The sequence below is a fragment of the Polynucleobacter sp. es-MAR-4 genome (genome assembly GCF_018882055.1).
Lineage (GTDB): Bacteria > Pseudomonadota > Gammaproteobacteria > Burkholderiales > Burkholderiaceae > Polynucleobacter.
On record NZ_JACVPF010000002.1, the window covers coordinates 656,246 to 678,759 of the forward strand.

Below are 22,514 nucleotides of genomic sequence, written 5' to 3' on the forward strand. Positions count from 1 at the left end.
TCAAACGTCCAAATTACGAGCGATTAATGCGTTTTTCTCAATGAAAGCACGTCGCGGCTCAACCTCATCACCCATCAAAGTAGTAAAGACTTGATCGGCAGCAATGGCATCCTCAATTTTGACTTGAAGCAAGGTGCGTGAGCCGGCATCCATTGTGGTTTCCCACAACTGTGATGGGTTCATTTCACCAAGACCCTTGTAGCGCTGACGACTGAGGACGCGCTCTGCTTCAGAAAGCAGCCAAGCAAAGGCAGCCCTGAAATCTTGAATGGATTGCTCTTTTTGGTTTTTATCTGGGTCACCACGGCGTACTTTTGAACCCGGCACTACTTTTCCAGACAAGACCGCAGCAGCATTTGCCAGGCTTTGGTAATCATCACCATGAACAAAATCTGAGTTGATTGCTGATAACTTTAGGTTGCCGTGAATACGTCGTGATAACAGCAACTTATAGCGATCGGTACGCTCTTCTTTTTGCACAATAATTTCTGGTGGAAGTGCTAAAGGGTTTAAAGAGTCGGCCAGCGCTATACGCAAGCGCTCAGCGGATTCTTGTGCAGACTTCTCCGTATCCAAGTTTAGTTGTGTGCCAGAGGCGATGGCACGCAAAGCATCCTCATCTATGGTGCGCGACAAGCGATCAACTACGGATTGAATTACCTGATAGTGTTTGGCCAACTCACCCAAAGCTGCGCCTTCAATAATTTCGCCTGCCGGAGTTTGAAGTGATGCTGACTCTAGAGCGATCTTCAAAAGCAGTTGATTAAGCTCGGCATCGTCTTTAATGTATTGCTCATTCTTGCCAAACTTCACTTTATACAAAGGTGGTTGCGCAATATAAATATGACCACGCTCAATCAACTCAGGCATCTGTCTATAGAAGAAGGTGAGTAAAAGCGTGCGGATATGACTACCGTCAACGTCCGCATCGGTCATGATGATGATGCGGTGATAACGTAACTTATCAGCCTTGTATTCTTCAATGCCGATACCAGTACCCAACACAGTAATTAGGGTGACCACTTCTTGACTGGCCAACATTTTGTCAAAGCGAGCTTTCTCCACATTCAGGATTTTTCCTTTAAGTGGAAGAATTGCCTGAAAACGGCGATCGCGCCCCTGCTTCGCAGAGCCTCCTGCGGAGTCTCCCTCGACAATAAACAATTCGGATTTGGTTGGATCTTTTTCTTGGCAGTCTGCCAATTTTCCAGGGAGGCCCAAACCATCCAAAACACCCTTGCGGCGAGTCATATCACGCGCTTTGCGTGCAGCCTCACGAGCACGAGCAGCATCTACAATTTTTCCGCAAAGGATTTTTGCATCTGCAGGACGCTCTTGGAGATAAGCACTCAAAGCCTCTGCAACAATCTCTTCTACCGGGCCACGAACCTCACTGGAAACCAGCTTGTCTTTTGTTTGGCTTGAGAATTTTGGTTCTGGAACCTTGACTGACAAGACGCAGGCAAGTCCCTCACGCATATCGTCACCAGAAATTTCTACCTTAGCTTTCTTGGCTACTTCATGTTCATCAATATATTTATTAATGACACGTGTCATGGCGGCGCGTAAACCCGTTAAGTGGGTACCACCGTCACGCTGAGGAATGTTATTAGTAAAACAAAGTACTTGCTCACTAAAACTATCATTCCACTGCATCGATACTTCAGCAGTAATATTGCCACCCAAGTCTGATGGGCGAATACCTTCAGCATAAAAAATGTTGGGGTGTAAAACATTTTTAGTTTGGTTGATGTACTCAACAAAACCTTTTACACCACCAGAAAAAGCAAAATCTTCTTCTTGACCAGAGCGCTGATCAATGAGTTTGATATGTACACCGTTGTTTAGGAAAGATAACTCACGAATACGCTTAACAAGAATTTCATAATGAAACTCAATGTTTCCAAAAATTTCTTCGTCAGCTAAAAAGTGGACTTCTGTACCAGATAACGTGGTGTCTCCAGTAATGGTGATTGGAGAAACCGCAACACCATTCTCTTCTTGAATATTGCGGTTCTGAATAACACCGCGCGCAAACTCCATGTAATGGGCTTTGCCATCACGGCGGATGGTGAGTTTTAACCATTTGGATAGCGCATTAACGCAACTAACACCAACACCATGCAAACCACCTGAAACCTTATAACTATTTTGATCAAACTTGCCGCCAGCGTGTAGCTCGGTCATCACAATCTCAGCCGCACTTCTTTTTGGCTCATGCTTGTCGTCGTATTTAATGCCTGTTGGAACGCCGCGACCATTATCAACAATAGAGATTGAGTTATCAGTTTGAATGACAACTGTAATTTCTGAGCAGTAACCCGCTAGGGCTTCATCAATAGAGTTATCCAAAACCTCAAAAACTAAATGGTGTAAACCTGTCCCATCAGAGGTATCCCCAATGTACATTCCTGGACGCTTACGAACAGCCTCAAGACCCTCTAAGATTTGGATTGATGATGCACCGTACTGCTCTACCACTTTTTTTTCTTCAGTCATTTTTTTCTAAATTAAATACGCATTGGCATCACAACATACTTGAAGTCTTCCGAACCAGGCAAAGTAATCACCGCACTACTATTGGCATCACCCAAACTAATTTGGATTTTTTCATTCTTCAAGTTTGATAAAACATCTAACAAATAACTTACATTAAAGCCAATCTCTACTGAATCACCAGCGTATTCAGTCTCAATTTCTTCCTGCGCCTCTTCTTGCTCAGCATTGGTAGATTGAACGGTGATGCGATTAGGTGACAGAGAAAAACGTACACCTTTAAATTTATCCGTCGTCAAAATTGCAGCACGTTGAAGAGCGGATTGCAAAAGATCGCGCCCAACCACCAAGGAATTTTTGTGCCCCTTAGGAATAACGCGTTGAAAATCAGGGAACTTACCCTCCACTAATTTTGAAATGAGCTCAATGTCGCCAAATGTAAATTTGACCTGATTTGATGTCAGACTCATTTCAAGTAATTCATCCGAGTCTTCAAGTAAGTGTTGGCACTCAAGAATAGTCTTACGAGGAATAATAATTTCCTGTCTTTGTCCAGATCCCACTGGGGCTTCCGCCAGCTCAACCTGGGAATAAGCCAAACGATGGCCGTCAGTAGCAACAGCGATTACCTGCTTACCCTCAACAACCAATAGCATGCCATTTAAGTAGTAACGAATATCTTGTTGCGCCATTGCAAAATGAACTTGACTAACTAGTTGCCTAAAACTCTTTTGAGTCATCTTCCAGCTGGCGGTAACCTCACCAACACTTTGCATTACAGGGAACTCTGTTGCAGATAGGGTTTGGAGAGAAAAACGGCTCTTGCCGCTTTGTACAACCATCTTGTTGTCTTTAAGATTTAGCGCTACCGGACCCTCTGGTAATGCACGCAAAATATCAAGCAGCTTACGTGCAGCCACTGTAGTGGTTACATCCTCAGCACCAACACCAAAACTTGCATTGGTTGTGATTTGAATCTCAATATCCGTTGAGATAAAAGATACTTTGTCGCCTTGCTTCTTAAATAACAAATTTGCCAGGATGGGTAAAGTATGTCGACGTTCAACAATGCCACTAACAACCTGGAGTGGTTTTAACAAACTGTCACGTGAAGTGTTTACTAGTTGCATTGCTTTTAAATCCTTGTATATATCTTATTAGTAATAGTAATAAGGCTCATCTTTTCAGTGGATAACTCAAAAACCGTATATAAAACAACCCATTAAAACCAAAAAAACCTGTGGAAAACTTTTGTATAAACACTGCATAAATAGTGGATAACTTTTTATCAACACCCTATTTTTGCATGAAGCGTGAGCTTTCCACAATTTATCCACACCTTGTTCCCAAAGTTATCCATTGAGCTATCCACAGCCTTATCCACAGGCAACAAAACCTAAGACTTTAAGGTTTGTTCGATAACATGGATTTCGTGGTTGAGTTGTCCATCGTGTGAGCGCTCTTCCCCAATCTTTCGAACTGCATGTAAGACGGTTGTGTGGTCTCGTCCACCAAAAAGCTCACCAATCTCCGGGAGGCTTTTTTGGGTCAATTCTTTAGCCATAAACATGGCAATCTGACGTGGACGCGCAATATTGGCAGGGCGCTTCTTCGAGTACATGTCGGCAACCTTAATACTGTAAAAATCAGCAACTGCTTTTTGGATGTTTTCAACCGAAATTTGTCGATTTTGTATTGAAAGTAGGTCTTTTAGGGCTGTGCGGGCTACATCAATAGTGACCTCTTTGCCGTGAAAGCGCACAAATGCCAATATCTTCCTTAGTGCGCCCTCAAGCTCACGCACGTTCGATCTAAGGTGTTTTGCTACGAAAAAAGCCACATCCTCGCTCATGGGGATGCCTTCGCTTAAGGCCTTCTTCATCAAAATGGCAACTCGCATTTCTAGCTCAGGCGGCTCTATGGCCACCGTTAAACCAGAGTCAAAACGAGAAATTAGGCGATCATCAATTCCAGCCATCTCTTTTGGGTAGGTGTCACTTGTAATAATGACTTGCGCCTTATTACTTAGGAGTGCCTCAAAGGCATAGAAAAACTCTTCTTGTGTCCTTGATTTCCCGCTAAAAAATTGAATATCGTCAATTAGCAATAGATCCAGCGAGTGGTAATAGCGCTTAAAGCGATCAAAAGCCTTTTGTTGATAGGCTCTCACCACGTCTGAGACGTATTGTTCAGCATGTATGTAGCGAATCCTGGCATTCGGCTTTTCTTTTAAAAGGTGGTTACCGATTGCGTGGATTAGATGGGTTTTACCTAAACCAACCCCACCGTATAAGAACATGGGGTTGTAGGATGTGCCGGGGTTGTGGGCAACCTGAATTGATGCCGCCCTTGCCAGTTGATTGGCTTTGCCGGTGACAAAAGTCTCAAAAGTTAGGTTGGGATTAAGTTTGGAGTGGTCTTCAATTTCAAAGGCCTGCTCTTCTGTAGACGTGCTGTCTAGCGTAAGTACGGGCTCCTGGGATCCCAACTTTTCCTGTGGGGGGTTGAGATCAACGGTTTGAGTAACAGAGCCCTCTACACTTAAAACAAAGTTTAGTGAGACTGGGTGGCCAAAATATTGGTCTGCCATCGCCTGGAACCGGTCGGAAAAAGTTTTCTTAATCCAATCAAGCTTAAATCTATTTGGGGCTCCAATAATGAGTGATTGCTCACTTTCATCATAAGAAACCAGGCTTAATGGTTGAATCCAGGTTTTATATTGTTGGGGGGATAGCTCGCGCGAAAGAGCGCCAAGAGCGCCATCCCAAAAACCCAGTGGGCTAAGTGAATTCAATGTTGGGGGATTCTGTAAGTTGCTCATATTTTTGGAGGATCCATTGTAGCGATCCCATAAAGTTATCCACAAGCTAGAAAATCGTGGAAAACCTGTGGATAACTTGTGTATAAATACAAAAAAATTATATAAATCAATGGGTTGCTAAATTTGGCGTACCAAAATAGAGAAAAATACCTATATATTGTTGCGCAGCAGTTGACCTTTTGACGTGCAACAAGGAAAATACGGGGTTTTGCAGGATGAATCATGAAAAGAACATACCAACCCTCAGTAACACGTCGTAAACGCACTCACGGTTTCCGTATTCGTATGAAAACCAAGAGTGGACGCGCAGTATTAAATGCACGTCGCGCTAAAGGCCGCAAACGTCTAGCTGTTTAATTTAGCAGTTGAATAGCGCCAGGATTTCTGAATTACTAAAAACACGCCCCAAGACAAGTTTGTATTGGGGTTTGTATTTGGCATCTTCGGGCCAAGACGCTAAACCAGACTTAGGTATTGCTGTTGCCAAAAAGTTGGCTAAGCGTGCAGTAGATCGCAATCGATTAAAGCGCATGATCCGTGAATTAGTTAGAGGCGCTCAAGCTAAAGATCTCAATAGCGATGTTGTGGTCAAGCTGAAAAAACCAATAGGTCGCGAGACCCGCGGCAGGCTCAGAAGCAAAGAAAAAGAAACGCTGCGCACTCAAATTGCAGGCTTAATTTAACGTGCAACTATTAAACAAGCTAGCCATTAAGGTTTTGAGGGTTTATCAAATTGCGCTCAGCCCTTTTGTTGGTATGAGTTGTAAGTTTGTGCCTTCTTGTTCTCAATACGCCTGTGACTGTTTTGCAAATTACGGATTCTTAAAAAGCTGTAGGCTAATGGTGTGGCGTGTTTTGCGTTGCAACCCATGGTCGCAAGGCGGGCTAGACCCCGCAGTAAAACCAACACCTCATCATAATTAAGTGAATGCAAATGGACTTTAAAAAAACAATTCTTTGGGCGGTCTTCTCAATGTCGGGCCTGATGTTGTACAACAACTGGCAGGTTCACGAAGGTAAGCCATCAATGTTTGGCGGAAACCCTTCAAGCACTACCGTTGTAGCTGACAAAGCTCAAGCAAGCAAAGTAGATATTCCATCTCCAGTACAAAACCCAAACATTCCGGCGCCAAATCAAACGCCTGCGATTGTTACTAATGCGATTGAAACAGCAGAAAAATTTGTATTGCAAAACGATGTATTGATTTTAGAAATCAGCGCCAATGGTGCCAACATTATTGATGCGAAGTTACCTAAGCAGCTGACGGCAGAAAAGAAGCCTGTTGAATTATTTCAGTACGCGACAAACCATAAATATTTTGCGCGCTCTGGTTTGATTGCACTGGGTAATGCGGATCTACCCAATCACACAAGCACATTTAAATTAGTGCAGTCTGGCAAAGATGGGTCTGGAAAACCATTCATTGTTTTAGCTAGCGAGCGCAACGGCGTAAAACTAGAGAAGACGTTCATCTTAAGCCCTGGTAGTTATGTTGTTGATGTTGGACATCGCGTTACACAAAGCAATGCAAATGCAGCACCTTTGGTTCTCTACACAGAGATCGTTCGCGACGCTTCACAAGAACAAAAAATTGGCCCATTTGATGGCGCATTTTCAGCCAGCACATTTACTGGTCCTGCCGCTTACACCGAGAAAGAAAAATTCAATAAGCTTGAATTCACGGCGATTGATAAAAACAAAATTACTATTCCTACGCAAGTACCTGCTGGAGATCCTGCATGGATTGCTATGGTTCAACACTACTTTGCAAGTGCGTGGATTCCAGGCGACAAAGCGGCACGCGACATTTATGCCGGAAGGATTGATAACAATCTATACCGCATTGGTATGCAAACTCCTTTGGGCGTGGTTGCACCAGGCACAACCGTTGTTGAAAAAGCAAAGCTATTTGTAGGGCCACAAGAAGAAAGTGTTTTAGAGACGATTGCTCCAGGGTTCGCTTTATTAAAAGACTACGGCTACCTCACTATTCTGGCAAAACCCATTTTTTGGTTGCTAGAAAATATCCACGCTTATGTAGGTAACTGGGGTTGGTCAATCATCTTGCTGACCATTTTGATTAAGTTGGTGTTCTTCCCCTTATCTGCTGCAAGCTATAAATCAATGGCTCGCATGAAAGAGGTTCAACCGCGCTTGGTTGCCATGAAAGAGCAGTACAAGGGTGAGCCACAAAAGTTAAACCAAGCGATGATGGAAATGTATCGCAAGGAAAAAATTAATCCTTTGGGTGGTTGCTTGCCAGTGGTGATTCAGATCCCTGTATTTATTTCTTTGTACTGGGTTCTGTTGTCCTCAGTAGAAATGCGCAATGCACCTTGGATTGGTTGGATTCACGACCTTTCAGTGCCTGACCCGTATTACATTTTGCCAATCATCATGGCGGCTTCTATGTTTGTGCAAACCAAGCTAAATCCGACGCCACCTGATCCAATTCAGGCGAAGGTGATGATGTATATGCCGCTGGTGTTCTCGGTAATGTTCTTCTTCTTCCCTGCTGGCTTGGTTCTGTACTGGGTAGTAAATAACTTGCTGTCGATTGCTCAACAATGGCAGATCAACCAAATGTTTGGAAAGAAGCCAGCTAAATAAATTTTTAGCTGCCCAAAGATGAATACGGAGTGCCCGCAATGATGACTAGAAAGTTGCCCATCATTGCGGTTGCCACCGCGCCCGGCAAGGCGGGTGTTGGCGTCATTCGCATCAGTGGCCCTCAGCTTTTAGCGCTGTCGGAGGCTTTGTTTCACAGGGCGCTCCCACCTCGTCAGGCTAACTTGCTGACACTTCGTGATGCCCGCGGCGAATCGATTGACCAACTCATTGCCATTTATTTTGCTGCCCCTGCATCCTTTACGGGTGAGGATGTTTTAGAGCTGCAATGCCATGGTGGACCACATCTTTTAGAGTTGGTCATGAAGCGCTGTCTTGAGCTGGGAAAAGATCAAGGTCTGGTGATTGCTGAGCCGGGCGAATTTTCTTTACGCGCATACCTCAACAACAAAATTGATTTAGCCCAAGCAGAGGCTATCGCAGATTTAATTGATGCCCAAAGTGAGGCGGCAGTTCGAGGGGCGGCACGATCATTGCAGGGGGCTTTTTCAAGCGACATCAATAGCTTGATCGAAGAAATTACCCAATTGCGTATATTGGTTGAGTCCACCCTAGATTTTCCTGAAGAGGAGATTGAGTTCTTAGAGAATGCCCACGCTCGCGAGCGTCTCGGCGCGGTGATGAATAAGTTGCAAGGGCTTCGTGAGGGTGCAAAGCAAGGAAAAATTTTGCGTGACGGCATCCAGTTGGTTTTGGCGGGCGCCCCCAATGTTGGGAAGAGCTCTCTTCTCAATCGCTTGGCTGGTGAGGAGGTGGCAATTGTCACACCTATCGCCGGAACAACAAGGGATCGGGTTAAGGAGAGCATCACCATCAATGGGGTGCCTATGCACATTATTGATACCGCGGGATTGCGTGAGACCGGCGACCTGGTTGAGGCAAAGGGAATCGAAAGATCTTGGGAGGCTATTCGGGCTGCCGACTTGGTTATATTTCTTCAAGACCCAGGCTCTACAGATGCAAGCATCAATGCTGAGGCTTCGGAGTTGAAGGCTCAAATATTGCAAGCGCTTCCCCCAAAGTGCCCCGTTTTAGAGGTTCGCAATAAATCAGACCTATTGGGCGAATCCGCTTTAAATCAAGATGGAAACACCCGGTTATTGATTTCCGCGAAGACTGGCGATGGTATTGAGATGCTAAAACAGAAAATCTTAGAGTCGGTCGGCTGGGGCGGCACTCAAGAGGGCGTAATCTTGGCGCGTAGACGACATTTGGATTGTCTAGACAGGGCTGCTACCCATATAGATAAATCTCAACAATTCGCAGCAGATGGCAACATATCACTGGAGTTATTTGCAGAAGAGCTCCGTTTAGCGCAAGATCAGCTTGGGCATATTACTGGAAAGCTACTCCCGGACGACCTTTTGGGCAAGATTTTTAGCCAATTTTGTATTGGTAAGTAAAGGGTTTGCTCTTGGTGGGCCAGGCCCTAAAAATATGCCCAAAATGTTAAAATGGTGCGATCAAAAATATTACATTTCATAGGACTCTCATGACTATCAATACCAATGCACCTGAGTACGTAAAAAATCAAAAACTGATTCAATGGGTTGCCGAAGTGGCAGCCTTAACCAAGCCAGACAAGATTCACTGGTGTGATGGTTCCCAGTCTGAGTACGATGAATTTTGCGAGTTGCTGGTAAACGCTGGCGTATTTAAGCGCCTCAACCCAGCCAAGCGTAAAAATGCTTTTCTGGCATTATCAGATCCAGATGACGTAGCTCGTGTTGAAGATCGCACATTTATCTGCTCCGCAAAAAAAGAAGACGCAGGCCCAACGAATAACTGGGTAGAGCCAAGTGAAATGCGTGCCACTCTTCAGCCATTGTTTGATGGTTGCATGCGCGGCAGAACAATGTACGTAGTGCCATTCTCAATGGGCCCAATCGGTTCCCCAATCGCCCACATTGGCGTTGAGCTTTCTGATAGCCCGTATGTTGCAATCAATATGCGCCTAATGACTCGCATGGGTAAAGCTGTGATTGATCAGCTTGGCGCTAATGGCGAATTCGTTCCTTGTATTCACACTGTTGGTAAGCCTTTGGCTGCCGGCGAAAAAGACGTTGCATGGCCTAACAATAAAAACAAGTACATCGTTCACTATCCAGAGACACGCGAAATTTGGTCTTTCGGATCTGGCTACGGCGGCAATGCATTGCTAGGTAAAAAATGTTTTGCTTTGCGTATCGCATCCAATATGGGGCGCGATCAAGGTTGGTTAGCTGAGCACATGTTGATCTTGGGTGTGACTTCACCTGAAGGCAAGAAATACCATATCGCTGCTGCGTTCCCATCTGCCTGCGGAAAAACCAACTTCTCCATGATGATTCCTCCAAAGGGCTTCGAGGGTTGGAAGGTCACTACAGTTGGTGATGACATTGCATGGATCAAGCCACGAAAAGACCCTGTTACAGGTAAGACACGTTTGTTTGCGATTAACCCAGAGTCTGGTTACTTTGGAGTTGCTCCAGGGACAAACCGCCAAACCAATCCAAACTGTCTCGATTCATTAAACCAAGACGTGATCTTTACCAACGTTGGCTTAACCGATGATGGTGATGTTTGGTGGGAGGGTCTGACCGATACACCCCCAGCACATTTAATTGATTGGCAAGGCAAGGATTGGACTCCTGCTGATGGCGCTGCTGGCCGCAAAGCTGCACATCCAAACTCACGCTTCACCGTTGCTGCTACTAACAACCCTGCAGTAGATCCTAACTGGGATAACCCTGAAGGTGTGGCAATTGATGCATTCCTGTTTGGCGGTCGTCGCTCGAACACGGTTCCATTGGTAAGCGAAGCACGTGACTGGGTAGAAGGTGTTTACATGGCTGCCACAATGGGCTCTGAAACTACTGCTGCTATTACTGGTCAAGTTGGCGTTGTTCGTCGCGATCCTTTTGCAATGATTGCATTTGCTGGATACAACATGAGCGACTACTTCCAACATTGGTTGAATATCGGTAGCAAGCTTGCTGCCGAAGGCGCTGTGTTGCCAAAAATCTATTGCGTCAACTGGTTCCGCAAAGATGAAAACGGTAAGTTTGTATGGCCTGGTTTTGGTGAAAACATGCGAGTTCTATCTTGGATCTTGGGCCGTGCTGAAGGTACAGCTAAAGGCAAGGAAACTGTATTTGGTATTTGCCCAGAGCACGCTGATATGCATTGGAGTGGTCTCGATTACTCAGCAGACAAGTTTGAAAAAGCGATTACTGTTGGTGTTGACGACTGGAAGAACGAGCTCAAACTCCATTCAGAATTGTTTGAGCATTTAGGTGAGCGCTTACCTAAAGAGTTAATCGAAGCTCGTAGCAAAATTGAGAAGCGCTTAAACGCCTAGGCATTCCCTAGAAATTTAAGAAGCCTTTTCAAAAGCACCTTTATTAAATGACCTTACCCCAACACCATGACATCGTGGTGATTGGGGCAGGCATTGCAGGCTCCAGCATTGCCAGTGAGTTGCTCGAGCGCGGACAAACAGTTTGCATTGTTGACTCTGCGCCCCACCCTGCATCAGCATGCTCTAGTCATGCCTACGCTATTGCTCATCCGCATGTTGGCCGTGGCGCTCCTCGTTTATTGCGCTTAACCCGAATTGCTTTTCTGATAGCTGAGGCTCGCTGGGGCAAGGTTTGGAATCAGCACGGCATCTTTCAGCCAAACAAAAAAGACAAAGTTTTTAATCGCGATGATGTTGCAAGCTATCTGAGGGCACTCGATCTCGATGAGGGCATGGCACAAGCGCTTGATGCCGAAGATGCAATGCGAGCTTGCGGCATTGATCAAGATGGCATTTGGCTTCCACGGGGAGCATCATTAAATTTGTTTGAAGCAACGCAAGATGCATTGGCTTTCCACCCAAAACTGACTTGCTGCTGGAGCACTCCCGTAGCTCGATTAGAAAAAGTCGATGCAGGTTGGCAATTAATTGACCCTCACGATAGACCCATCATGACTGCTGGCAAAGTCATTATTGCGGCAGCGCTCCAAACTAAAAATTTAGCAGCAAGTATTGACGTACGGCTTCCCTTGAGACCGGTACGCGGACAGCTGAGCATTTTTTCCGTTGATGAGCAGAGTTCGTGGGTAGCAAAACTACCTTGCACCGCTATATCAGGCGATGGCTATTGTTTGCCGGCCAAGAAATTACCCGATGGACGTTACCAGTGGATAGTGGGCTCTAGTTTTGATGAAGGAGAGTCTGATCTTCAGGATTGGGATGCAAGCGATGACTTTAATCGTGAACAGGCTAGAGGCCTGCTGAATTACGAACATGGCGACCTTGGCCAACTTCAAAAGTCAGGAAGCTTTGTAGGTGTACGTTGCGTTGCTGGCGATCGTTTGCCGATTATTGGCGCGCTGACTCAACGCCCAGGGATATTTTTGGCAACAGCCCTGGGGTCGAGAGGCGCACTCTGGTCAGCTTTAGCTGCCAAACTTATTGCTGCTCAAGTGCTTGAAGATGATTTTGCTTTGCTGGCTCGCTTAGGTTTTGCTGCAGACTTAGTAGCTGCACTTGCGCCTGCACGCTTCTTTGCTGGTGCTTTAGTTGCAGCACCTGCTTTAGGCGCTTTTGCTTCAAATTCAAACCCAATTTTGCCGTCCGCACCTAAAGCAAGATAGGCCTTAAAGCCACGACCAGTACGGTTTGATTTGAAATTGGTCAGCAAATCTGTTTTGCCTTCGGCGAGCAATTTTTGAACTTGCTCAGCAGAAATTTCTTGTTGCAAAACTACTTTGCCCGTCTTGAAGTCGCATGATTTATTTGGGCCGGTATTGTTTTCACAAAGATAGCGCATGCCATCTTCATATACAGCACCAGAACATTTTGGACAAACACCTAAAGCCTGGCGACCAGTAAAGTCAATTGCCTCAGATTCATCTTCTTGCGTATTGCCAAAATCAAATTCAAGCTTGAAGCCTGCATTTGGATAGTCAGTATCATCTTCAGGAATTTCGCTTAGCTTAATAATTGCCGCAAATGGACGCCCCATTTTGCTGCGGAAACCTTGCAATGGCCCAATGGTCTTCTCACGCAGTAATTCTTCTACTTCTGGATATTCAAATGCACGTCCGCCCGGAGTTTTGCTAATGGTAAAGCCGCATTTCTCACACGCAAATCGACGATAGTTTTCTTTAACTGCACCCTTACAGTGTGGGCACGGCGTAGACATCGTCGCATAGTCACCAGGAATAGTATCGCTGTCATACTCTTTGGCGCGCTTGACGATGCGTTGCGTCATCTGGGCAATTTCTTGCATGAAGGTATCGCGATTCATCTCGCCGCGCTCGATCAAGGAAAGCTTGTTTTCCCAGCTGCCCGTCAGATCGGGGCGCGTTAATTCTTCAACATCCAAGCCGCGCAAGAGCGTCATTAATTGGAACGCCTTAGCAGTGGGAATAAGCTCGCGGGCTTCGCGCACCATATATTTTTCTGCTAGCAGGCCCTCAATAATGGCCGCACGTGTTGCAGGTGTGCCCAGCCCCTTTTCGGCCATGGCTTCGCGCATCTCGTCATCATCAACCCACTTGCCAGCGCTTTCCATTGCCGATAGCAAGGTTGCCTCGGTGTAGCGAGCTGGCGGTTTGGTTTTTAATGGAATTGCTGAGATAGATTCAGTCTGAACAGTTTCACCCTCTTGCACGGCCACCAACTCATCATCCGCTTGATTGGATCTGCCGTATACCGTTAGCCAACCTGGTGTGACCAGTACGCGACCTTCGGTTTTGAAGTGATGTCCAGATGCTTCGGTGATGCGAGTCGTGACGCGAAATTCAGCTGCGGGATAAAACACTGCCAAGAAGCGACGCACAACCAAGTCATACAGCTTTTGCTCAGGTTCACTCAGACTCTTTGGAGACTCTAAGGTTGGAATGATTGCAAAGTGATCTGATATTTTTGAGTTATCGAAAATACGTTTGTTCGGTTTGATCCAGCCATATCCAGCTTTTGCCTTAGGATCTTTAGGATCGCCTTGCAAAATTTGTTTAGCGAAGGAGCGATATTCTTGTGAATGTTCAGCCAAGTTTTCCATGGTCTGCTTCACGGTATCCAGATAATCTTCGGGTAATGCTTTCGCATCAGTACGTGGATAGGTAAGCACTTTGTGACGCTCGTAAAGCGCTTGAGCCAAACCCAAAGTATTTTTTGCAGAGAAGCCAAAGCGTGCATTTGCCTCGCGCTGCAAGCTGGTTAAGTCAAATAGTTGTGGTGCAAGCTGGGTGGCCGGCTTCGCTTCTTCTGTGACGCTTGCTTTTTTATCGCGGCACGCGGCCACAATGCTTTGTGCAGCAGCTTCACTCCAGAGGCGATTCTCGCGGGCATCCGGAGCGGCTGCATCCTTCTTAAACTTAGGATCAAACCAGCGCCCTTCATACACACCAGCCGCTGCAATAAATTCTGCCTTTACTTCCCAATAGTCTTTTGAAATAAATTTACGAATGAGTTCTTCACGCTCAACCACAATCGAGAGCGTTGGAGTTTGCACGCGGCCAACCGTAGTTAAAAAGAATCCACCACTTTTGCTATTGAATGCAGTCATTGCGCGGGTGCCGTTGATACCAACCAACCAATCCGCTTCAGAGCGGCAACGCGCTGCATCTGCTAGTGGCTGCATATCGCTATCGCTTCGCAGTGAAGCAAAGCCATCACGAATGGCTGCTGGTGTCATCGACTGCAGCCAAAGACGTTTAATGGCCTGTGGCGCTTTTGCATGCTGCGCAATTAAGCGAAAAATTAATTCACCCTCGCGCCCCGCGTCACATGCATTAATAAGTTCGTTAATGTCTTTACGCTTAATCAGTTTTTGCAATACCTTAAGTCGCGATTCAGTTTTAGCGATCGGTCGCAAATCAAAATAGGGCGGCACAACTGGAAGGTTTGCAAATGACCATTTGCCGCGCTTGACATCAAATTCTTCGGGGGCGGCGATTTCTAATAAATGGCCAACTGCAGAAGAGATAACAAAGTCATCACTCTCGAAATAGTCTTCATATTTAGTGAAGCCACCCAATGCCTTCGCAATGTCATTTGCAACCGAAGGTTTTTCCGCAATGATCAGCGCCTTGGGGTGATCCACGCTTGAAGTCTTTGAGCTGCTTTTTTTGGTAGTTGCTTTAGTTGCCACGCGTTTTGCCTAAATTTGAGCTTGAAATGATGTTTTTAATGGGTGAAAACGGGTGACCAATTTAAACCAGATCCTGAGCAAACCCGTCATATCCCTCTTTTTTATTATTAACCGATAAATTAACAAAAGTCCAAAAGCCTCGTTTTTGGGCCCCTATTTAGAGGCTATTTAAGGGGTTTATTTGGGAAAAACAGCCATTTAATAGGCTTTAAATGATGTTTTTTGGTATTTTGGCAACTCCTCAAGAATGTCTTTTGTGCATTGAACCAGCTTGGCCCCTTGTTGAAGTAGCTGGTGGCACCCTCTCGAGAGAGGGTGGTCTATGGACCCGGGAATTGCGAAAATCTCACGACCAAGCTCGCAGCCCAGCCTAGCTGTAATTAGCGAACCAGAGCGTTCTGCAGCCTCAATTACCAGGATTCCCAGGGCAAGGGCTGCAATGATGCGGTTCCGGCGGGGGAAATGCCAGGCTTTTGGGCCCAATCCCGGCGCCAATTCAGATACCAGCAAGCCGCTACCCACAATGGCCCGGGCCAAGCCCAGATGCTCCTTTGGGTACACGAGGTCTAGCCCAGTCCCGCATACCGCTATGGTTGCTTGATCCTGGTTTGGCCCTAGCGCACCCCTGTGGGCGGCGCCATCAATGCCTTTAGCCAGTCCGGAAACAATCAGATAGCCCTCTGCAGATAGTGCTTGCGCAAAATAGTGGGCAGTTCTGATTCCTTCTGGGGTAGCGGCACGCGATCCCACAATAGCAATCATGGGCAAATTTAGTAAGCGAATGTCTCCATATATATAGAGTGAGTTGGGTGGATCAGATAAATCCAGTAGGCGAACTGGGTAGTTCGGCTCATTCCGATGAATTTGGCGGATGTGCGGGTTTTTGCTGGTGTGCATAAAGCAATTTTCAGCATGGGGCTAGAGATAACTATCAAGACAGTCTGATTACTCTGTTGGATAATTCCCATATGGCTTTATTAACTGTCCTTTGCTATCCAGATCCACGCCTACATAAGGTTGCTAAACCTGTGGCGCAGGTGGACGCGCGTATCAAAAAAATTGTGGCTGATATGGCCGAGACAATGTATGAAGCCCCCGGGGTTGGTTTGGCTGCAACTCAGGTTGATATTCATGAGCGAATTGTGGTGATTGATGTTTCAGACAATCAAGACGAGCTCATGGTGTTCATCAACCCAGAGTTAGTTTGGGCGAGCCCAGAAAAAAAATCATGGCGCGAGGGCTGCCTCTCAGTGCCAGAGTATTACGATGAGGTTGATCGTCCAGCAATTGTTCGAGTAAAGGCGCTTGATATCAACGGCAAAGAATTTGAAGTAGAGGCAGATGGCCTGCTATCGGTCTGCTTGCAACATGAGATGGATCACTTACAGGGCAAAGTGTTTGTCGAGTATCTATCGATGTTGAAGCGCAATCGCATTTCTCTCAAAATGAAAAAGCGCGCAAAAGAATTAGTAGGCGAGCGCTAAGCGCCCAATGAAAATTGTTTTTGCTGGCACCCCGGAGTTTGCTGCACAAGCAATGTGTGCAATAGAGGGGGCTGGCCATCAAATTGTTTTAGCGCTTACTCAGCCAGATCGTCGTGCAGGAAGAGGCATGCATTTGCAGGCGAGCCCTGTAAAACTATTTGCGCAAGAAAAAAATATTCCTGTAATGCAACCTGAAACACTGAAGCGGGAACATGCAGATCCACAAAAGAAGATCGCCGCTCAACAGACATATCAATATTTATCAGATATTAATTTTGATGCGATGGTGGTTGTTGCTTACGGATTAATTCTTCCCCAAGAAATTCTTGATCTTGCCTCTCGCAATGGTAGATATGGCTGCTTTAATATTCATGCATCTTTGCTGCCGCGATGGCGCGGTGCGGCGCCGATACAGCGCGCCATCGAGAGTGGCGATGCCATCACAGGCGTAAGCATCATGCAGATGGATGCAGGTTTAGATACCGGCGATACCGTTTTGGTCGGGGATCTAGAAATTACATCACATGAAACCAGCGCTTCACTCCATGATCGTTTAGCGGCACTTGGCGCTGACCTTATGGTCAAGACCCTCAATGACTTGGACAAAGGTCTTGCCGTTGCAAGAACTGTACAACCTAGTACGGGCGTCACCTATGCAGAAAAAATATTAAAGAGCGAAGCAGAAATTAACTGGCAGCTAAGTGCCGTTGAGATCGATCATCGTATTCGCGCTTTCAATCCATTCCCTGGATCCACGAGCTGCTTGCATGGCGAGCAACTCAAGTTTTGGAATTCTTGCTTGCCCGCTCATGTCTACGCACATCAAGATGCCATCCCTGGACAAGTTTTAGGATTTGATGGAGATGGAGCTTACGTGCAGTGTGGTGAGGGCGTGATTGAAATATTGGAAATGCAAAAGCCTGGTGGAAAAAAGACAAGCGCAAGTGCCTGCCTTCAAGCCTATCGCACACAAGAAAAAATAATGCAGTTCAAGAAAGATTAAGTTGACCGACCAAAAAACACTTCGCAGTCTTCCGCTATCAGAGGCGATCACTATTTCTGCGCAAGCAATTGGAGAGGTAATGGTGGGGCGCTCGCTCACAGAAGTGTTGGATCAGCTGGATGCGCATGAGCGACCTATTGTGCAAAGCCTCACATTTGATGCCCTGCGTAAGTGGGTGCGATCACATGACTTTATTAAGCAATTTATTCCTAAGGCGCCACCGCCGGAAGTGGAGTATTTGCTAAGCGTAGCGATTGCCTTGTTTTTGCAGAGTGGGGCTGAGGGAAAGGGTTATGCAGCTCATACGATCGTTGATCAGGCAGTAAAGGCTTGTAGTGAGTATGAGCCTACGATGTATGCCAAAGGCCTAGTGAATGCTGTACTCCGCAAGGTCAGTCTTGCAGTTCAGGCTGAGAGTGAGAAGCCTTATCCGCCAGATCCTACTCCAATGTTCTTCCCGCCCTGGTGGCGCGCCAGCCTGAAGCGAAACTATTCAAAGTCATGGCAGGCTATGTTGATTCAGCAAGCCCAACGTGCACCCTTGATTTTGCGAGTGAATGTTAAACAACATACGCGCAAGGAATATCAAGAGTTATTGCAGCAGGCTGGCATAGCTGCTGAGCCCATTGAGAGTGTTGCGGGGGTTACGCTGGATTCCGCCTTACTCCTGCGAGAACCGGTGCCCGTATCCGATTTGCCAGGCTTTTATAGTGGCGCTGTTTCTGTTCAAGACGCCGGCGCTCAAATCGCAGCCGTACTGCTCAACCCAAAACCGGGTGAGCGCATATTGGACGCTTGCGCTGCACCTGGTGGAAAAACTGCCCATTTATTAGAGTTGGCGCAATGCGAGATGACTGCCTTGGAGTTAGATGGCCAGCGTCTTGGGAAAATTGGTGGCAACCTAGACCGCTTGCGATTGCAGTCTGATGACGTACAAGTACTACGCGGCGACGCTTCAAAGTCCGCCTGGTGGGATGGCAAGCCATTCGACAAAATCCTGCTGGATGCGCCTTGCTCAGCATCGGGCATTGTTGCAAGACATCCAGATATTCCTTTCTTGCGACGTGAGTCAGACATTAAGGCTTTGCAGCTGAGACAACGAGCCATTTTGGAGCAGGCCTGGAAGATGCTCAAGATAGGCGGCACGCTCTTGTATGTGACTTGCTCAGTGTTTCCCGAGGAGGGTGAGGAGCAGGCCAATTGGTTTGCGGCGGAACATGCCGATGCGTTACGATTGAGCGCCCCCGGACAAATTTTGCCCGCCGAGCTAAATGATGGTTTCTACTACGCTTTGTTTAAGAAAAATGGTCCATGACCCAAGGCATTAAACAATTCATTCTTTGTGTATTGATGGCGCTGAGTCTATTTTCAGCAGCGGCTAGCGCAGAGGGTATCAAGCTTAAATCTGCCGATCTTGAGCGGGTGGATGGTGACTGGCTATTAAATGCCACCTTTCAGATTGAATTAACTCCTGGCCTAGAAGATGCGGTTCAAAAAGGTGTTGTCTTATATTTTCAAACTGAGTTCGATTTAACGAGATCACGTTGGTACTGGTTTGATGAAAAACCAGCTCTTGCACAACGATTAACGCGCTTGTCCTACCAGCCAATGACACAACAATATCGGATTGCCTCTGAGGGCATTACCTTTTCTGCCAGGACTATGTTTGAAGCGCTACAAGCTGTTGGTAGCATTGGCGGTTGGCGAGTAATCGATAACAACCAAATTGATTCAAGCAAATCTTACACCGCGGCATTAAGGATGACTTTGGATTTAAGCAAGCTGCCAAAGCCGTTCCAAGTGAATGCGCTAAACAATCGTGACTGGAATGTCACCAGCGACTGGCTACGCTTTCCATTTTTGCCAAATGGCCCTAACGTTATTAAGCGATGAAGATATCACTAGACTTCATTGGATCAAATGCATTTGAGAAGGATGCTTGGAAAAGGCGCGCGCTGCCTATAGCCATGACAGCGATCGGCACTTTTGCCCTCCTACTTTTAGTGCTGTTGTCGGTTGCCACTTCAAACACGGAGTTTTTTGATAATTATTTTATTTGGCTCTATGCGGCAAATGTAATCATTGGCATTTGCTTAACTTTAGTCATTCTGATTTTGGTGATTGTGATTGCCATTCGTTGGCGTAAGGGTCGATTTGGTACGCGCTTAGTTGCCAAACTAGCCATGATTTTTGCTTTGGTTGGTGTTGTTCCAGGACTTATTTTGTATGGCGTCTCCCTGCAGTTCGTATCCCGCAGCATTGAAACTTGGTTTGATGTCCAAGTAGAGTCTGCGCTAGATGCTGGTCTTGAATTAGGGCGCGTTACCTTGCGTGTTGCGCAAGAAGAGATTTTGGCTGAGGGCAATTACATTGCTGAGCAAATTGTCCAGGTTCCATCTGGCGCAACCTCTGAACAGGTTGGTGCCATGGTAATGAAGACGCGCAATCAATTTGGCATACAAGAGGTAAGCCTGTTTACTATTCAGCGCAACCTAATCTTAACCAGCGAGTCACGGCCCAAAAAATACCTACCTGCGCCCGCTCCAGATGTCATTGCAGAGGCATTTAAAAAGAAGGGCATCACCTCCGTAGAGCAAATCGAAGTAGATGGGGGGCAACGTGGTTATCGGGTAAGGGCGATTGTGCCGATTGTTCGTAAAAAATATATCCCCGGCAAGCTAGATTCTGGCAAGGCCGCCGATGATAAATATTTTTTGCAGTTAGTGCGCTTTATTCCTGGCCCATTAGCCAAGAATATTGTTGCGGTTGAATCTGCCTATAGTGACTATCAAGAGAAATCACTTGGCAGAACCGGTCTACGAAAAATGTTCGTAGGTACGCTTACATTAACTCTGTTCTTTGCATTATTCGTGGCAGTTACCTTGGCGCTCACTCTGGGGCGTCAGCTGGCCCGACCTTTACTGATGCTGTTAAAGGGAACGCAGGCCGTTGCGCAGGGAGACTTGTCACCTAAGCCAGAGCTTGATACAGGCGATGAGCTGGGGATGCTGACACGTCAATTTAATGTGATGACTCGCCAGCTAGCAGATACAAGAACATCGCTTCAAGAATCCAAATCATTCTTGGAAACAGTGCTGGGTAACTTAACTGCCGGCGTCTGCATCTTCGATAAAAACTTTAATGTAGTTTCTAGTAATGCGGGTGCTGACCGTATCTTTGGGCAAGACCTAACGCAAATCGATGGACGCCCTTTAAGTGATAGTCCAAGCCTTGTTGAGTTTGAGCAAGCAATTAAAGAGGGCTTTGCCACAATGAAACTTACAGTTGGCGTAGAGAGTGGTCAACCGGGTGTAGATGCCAATAAATCTGCATCAGTATGGCAAAAACAAATTCAGCTCCACAGTACAAATGAGTTTGAGAATGAACCCGGCGTCACTTTATTTATTCGTGGAACCGAGTTAACGGCTGATTTACGCATGGTGGTCTTTGATGACATTACTGATGTCGTGAGCGCACAGCGCTCCATTGCCTGGAGTGAGGTAGCAAGGCGTTTAGCGCATGAGATTAAGAATCCTCTAACTCCTATACAACTTTCAGCTGAGAGGCTGCAGCATAAGCTGGCCGGCAAATTAAGCCCCGAGCAGGAAGAGATGATGAATCGCAGTACGGCAACCATCATCGGCCAAGTTCAGGCTATGAAGGAGATGGTGAATGATTTTAGGGATTTTGCAAAAACGCCCAGCCCACAACTGAAATCAATCTCTATTAATACTTTGACGCAAGAGATTTTGGGTTTGTATGAAGGAAGCCCAATAAAAACTCAACTAGACGCACGTTGCCCAAATATTATGGGCGACCCTACGCAACTCAGACAGATTATTCATAATCTTTTGCAGAACGCACAAGATGCTACCCTTGAGGGTAAGCATCAAGCCGAGCCGGTTGAAGTAAAAACAGAATTAGTGTCTTATGGTGAAGTAAGTGGTGTGCCACAAAATGCGGTGCGATTAACAATAAGTGATAGTGGTTCAGGGTTTCCGGCTAAGATATTGGCAAGAGCTTTCGAACCATATGTAACAACAAAGAGTAAAGGTACCGGATTGGGCTTGGCGGTAGTGAAGAAAATCGTAGATGATCATGGCGCCAAAATTGAAGTTCGGAACCGCATGCAGGGAGATGAAGTGATTGGCGCACAAGTATCAATTTTGTTTATGAATCTGGCAAAAGAGGCAGCATAAGAATGGCAAGTATTTTGGTGGTCGACGATGAGATGGGAATCCGAGAGCTTCTCAATGAGATTCTGACGGATGAAGGCCACACTGTTTATGCGGCTGAGAGCGCTATGCAGGCCCGCACAATTCGTGAACAAATGCGCCCAGACCTTGTCTTGCTCGACATTTGGATGCCAGACGTTGATGGCATTACATTATTAAAAGAGTGGTCCAAGACTGGGCAGCTCACGATGCCAGTAGTCATGATGTCTGGACATGCCACCATTGATACGGCGGTAGAAGCTACGCGTATTGGCGCGCTCAACTTTTTAGAAAAGCCAATTGCGCTTCAAAAATTACTAAAGACAGTCAATAAGGCCTTGGAGAGCTCTCCTAAATACGTTGAGCCTGCTGAAGAGAAGGCTTCATCAGCCACTTCAACAAGTCCAACTCCTAAAGCAGTCGTCAGCGAGCAAGTCCCGCAAGCTCAAGATGGTGAATACATTAGCGGAATTGCAAAAACCTATTTTGATTTGCCGCTCCGTGAAGCTAGAGACTTATTTGAAAAGGCCTATTTTGAGCATCAAATGATCATTATGGGCGGTAGCATGACTAAGATTTCTGAATACACTGGTCTCGAACGAACCCATCTGTACCGTAAGCTAAAAGCCTTGGGGATCGACACTTCGCGTAATAAGGCCGAGCAGTAAAGCACCCACTACATGTGGATAGCCATGATCTTTGGGGCTATCGATGAGGCACACAGCATCGATGTTGCGACG

At 46.3% G+C, this 22,514-nt stretch carries 17 protein-coding genes and 1 pseudogene; 13 read left to right on the top strand and 5 right to left on the bottom strand.

Features of this window, described 5'->3' with window-relative positions:
• The 3 genes from gyrB to dnaA all read right to left on the bottom strand — a co-directional run bounded on the left by gyrB (position 1) and on the right by dnaA (position 5,317).
• Positions 1 to 2,499 (bottom strand): DNA topoisomerase (ATP-hydrolyzing) subunit B, encoded by a 2,499-nt coding sequence (gene gyrB, locus ICN16_RS09490; RefSeq protein ID WP_216136780.1) that lies wholly within the window; start codon positions 2,497 to 2,499, stop codon positions 1 to 3.
• 11 nt (positions 2,500 to 2,510) lie between these two features.
• Positions 2,511 to 3,626 (bottom strand): DNA polymerase III subunit beta, encoded by a 1,116-nt coding sequence (gene dnaN, locus ICN16_RS09495; protein WP_216136781.1) that lies wholly within the window; start codon positions 3,624 to 3,626, stop codon positions 2,511 to 2,513.
• A gap of 266 nt (positions 3,627 to 3,892) precedes the next feature.
• Positions 3,893 to 5,317: a chromosomal replication initiator protein DnaA gene (gene dnaA / locus ICN16_RS09500; RefSeq protein WP_216136783.1), complete on the bottom strand. Its 1,425-nt coding sequence runs from the start codon at positions 5,315 to 5,317 to the stop codon at positions 3,893 to 3,895.
• A 222-nt stretch (positions 5,318 to 5,539) separates the two neighbouring features.
• On the opposite strand from dnaA, the gene rpmH reads away from it, so the two are divergent.
• The 7 genes and pseudogenes from rpmH to mnmC form a co-directional block, all read left to right on the top strand.
• The gene (gene rpmH / locus ICN16_RS09505) at positions 5,540 to 5,674 is read left to right on the top strand and encodes a 50S ribosomal protein L34 (RefSeq protein ID WP_011903922.1); all 135 of its coding nucleotides are present in this window, start codon (positions 5,540 to 5,542) and stop codon (positions 5,672 to 5,674) included.
• A gap of 77 nt (positions 5,675 to 5,751) precedes the next feature.
• A complete protein-coding gene (gene rnpA / locus ICN16_RS09510) occupies positions 5,752 to 6,000 on the top strand; it encodes a ribonuclease P protein component (protein ID WP_255533717.1) in 249 nt (82 codons plus the stop codon).
• A gap of 1 nt (position 6,001) precedes the next feature.
• On the top strand, positions 6,002 to 6,241 hold the full coding sequence (gene yidD / locus ICN16_RS09515; protein ID WP_216136788.1) for a membrane protein insertion efficiency factor YidD: 240 nt from the start codon (positions 6,002 to 6,004) through the stop codon (positions 6,239 to 6,241).
• Positions 6,242 to 6,251: 10 nt separating this feature from the next.
• Positions 6,252 to 7,928, top strand: a complete 1,677-nt coding sequence (yidC, locus tag ICN16_RS09520; protein ID WP_216136976.1) for a membrane protein insertase YidC — start codon at positions 6,252 to 6,254, stop codon at positions 7,926 to 7,928.
• A 41-nt stretch (positions 7,929 to 7,969) separates the two neighbouring features.
• Positions 7,970 to 9,349: a tRNA uridine-5-carboxymethylaminomethyl(34) synthesis GTPase MnmE gene (gene mnmE, locus ICN16_RS09525; protein ID WP_216136979.1), complete on the top strand. Its 1,380-nt coding sequence runs from the start codon at positions 7,970 to 7,972 to the stop codon at positions 9,347 to 9,349.
• Positions 9,350 to 9,438: 89 nt separating this feature from the next.
• A complete protein-coding gene (locus ICN16_RS09530) occupies positions 9,439 to 11,286 on the top strand; it encodes a phosphoenolpyruvate carboxykinase (GTP) (RefSeq protein ID WP_216136790.1) in 1,848 nt (615 codons plus the stop codon).
• Between the two features lie 47 nt (positions 11,287 to 11,333).
• Positions 11,334 to 12,335 (top strand): annotated as a pseudogene (gene mnmC / locus ICN16_RS09895) (FAD-dependent 5-carboxymethylaminomethyl-2-thiouridine(34) oxidoreductase MnmC); the annotation flags it as partial.
• 59 nt (positions 12,336 to 12,394) lie between these two features.
• On the opposite strand, the gene ICN16_RS09535 reads toward mnmC, so the two are convergent.
• The gene (locus tag ICN16_RS09535; protein WP_370625629.1) at positions 12,395 to 15,073 is read right to left on the bottom strand and encodes a DNA topoisomerase III; all 2,679 of its coding nucleotides are present in this window, start codon (positions 15,071 to 15,073) and stop codon (positions 12,395 to 12,397) included.
• A 198-nt stretch (positions 15,074 to 15,271) separates the two neighbouring features.
• Positions 15,272 to 15,970: a DNA-processing protein DprA gene (dprA, locus tag ICN16_RS09540; RefSeq protein WP_216136792.1), complete on the bottom strand. Its 699-nt coding sequence runs from the start codon at positions 15,968 to 15,970 to the stop codon at positions 15,272 to 15,274.
• A gap of 71 nt (positions 15,971 to 16,041) precedes the next feature.
• Here dprA and def point away from each other — a divergent pair, with 71 nt between their 5' ends.
• From def to ICN16_RS09570, 6 genes are read left to right on the top strand one after another with little or no spacing between them, the layout of a single operon-like run.
• On the top strand, positions 16,042 to 16,557 hold the full coding sequence (gene def, locus ICN16_RS09545; protein ID WP_216136795.1) for a peptide deformylase: 516 nt from the start codon (positions 16,042 to 16,044) through the stop codon (positions 16,555 to 16,557).
• A 7-nt stretch (positions 16,558 to 16,564) separates the two neighbouring features.
• Positions 16,565 to 17,560, top strand: a complete 996-nt coding sequence (gene fmt / locus ICN16_RS09550; protein WP_216136798.1) for a methionyl-tRNA formyltransferase — start codon at positions 16,565 to 16,567, stop codon at positions 17,558 to 17,560.
• A 1-nt stretch (position 17,561) separates the two neighbouring features.
• A complete protein-coding gene (gene rsmB / locus ICN16_RS09555) occupies positions 17,562 to 18,875 on the top strand; it encodes a 16S rRNA (cytosine(967)-C(5))-methyltransferase RsmB (protein ID WP_216136801.1) in 1,314 nt (437 codons plus the stop codon).
• Positions 18,872 to 19,453: a DUF4390 domain-containing protein gene (locus tag ICN16_RS09560; protein ID WP_255533719.1), complete on the top strand. Its 582-nt coding sequence runs from the start codon at positions 18,872 to 18,874 to the stop codon at positions 19,451 to 19,453. The genes rsmB and ICN16_RS09560 overlap by 4 nt, the downstream gene beginning before the upstream one ends.
• Entirely contained in the window at positions 19,450 to 21,759 is a 2,310-nt protein-coding gene (locus ICN16_RS09565; protein ID WP_216136804.1) for an ATP-binding protein, read from the top strand. The genes ICN16_RS09560 and ICN16_RS09565 overlap by 4 nt, the downstream gene beginning before the upstream one ends.
• 2 nt (positions 21,760 to 21,761) lie before the next feature.
• Positions 21,762 to 22,442, top strand: a complete 681-nt coding sequence (locus tag ICN16_RS09570; protein ID WP_216136807.1) for a response regulator — start codon at positions 21,762 to 21,764, stop codon at positions 22,440 to 22,442.
• The last annotated feature ends 72 nt before the right edge of the window (positions 22,443 to 22,514 follow it).

Excerpts from the sequence above, each read along its gene's own strand:
- gyrB (WP_216136780.1), bottom strand. The coding sequence starts at position 2,499 with ATGACTGAAGAAAAAAAAGTGGTAGAGCAGTACGGTGCATCATCAATC.
- dnaN (WP_216136781.1), bottom strand. The coding sequence starts at position 3,626 with ATGCAACTAGTAAACACTTCACGTGACAGTTTGTTAAAACCACTCCAG.
- dnaA (WP_216136783.1), bottom strand. The coding sequence starts at position 5,317 with ATGAGCAACTTACAGAATCCCCCAACATTGAATTCACTTAGCCCACTG.
- rpmH (WP_011903922.1), top strand. The coding sequence starts at position 5,540 with ATGAAAAGAACATACCAACCCTCAGTAACACGTCGTAAACGCACTCAC.
- yidC (WP_216136976.1), top strand. The coding sequence starts at position 6,252 with ATGGACTTTAAAAAAACAATTCTTTGGGCGGTCTTCTCAATGTCGGGC.
- mnmE (WP_216136979.1), top strand. The coding sequence starts at position 7,970 with ATGACTAGAAAGTTGCCCATCATTGCGGTTGCCACCGCGCCCGGCAAG.
- ICN16_RS09530 (WP_216136790.1), top strand. The coding sequence starts at position 9,439 with ATGACTATCAATACCAATGCACCTGAGTACGTAAAAAATCAAAAACTG.
- dprA (WP_216136792.1), bottom strand. The coding sequence starts at position 15,970 with ATGCACACCAGCAAAAACCCGCACATCCGCCAAATTCATCGGAATGAG.
- def (WP_216136795.1), top strand. The coding sequence starts at position 16,042 with ATGGCTTTATTAACTGTCCTTTGCTATCCAGATCCACGCCTACATAAG.
- fmt (WP_216136798.1), top strand. The coding sequence starts at position 16,565 with ATGAAAATTGTTTTTGCTGGCACCCCGGAGTTTGCTGCACAAGCAATG.
- ICN16_RS09560 (WP_255533719.1), top strand. The coding sequence starts at position 18,872 with ATGACCCAAGGCATTAAACAATTCATTCTTTGTGTATTGATGGCGCTG.
- ICN16_RS09565 (WP_216136804.1), top strand. The coding sequence starts at position 19,450 with ATGAAGATATCACTAGACTTCATTGGATCAAATGCATTTGAGAAGGAT.
- ICN16_RS09570 (WP_216136807.1), top strand. The coding sequence starts at position 21,762 with ATGGCAAGTATTTTGGTGGTCGACGATGAGATGGGAATCCGAGAGCTT.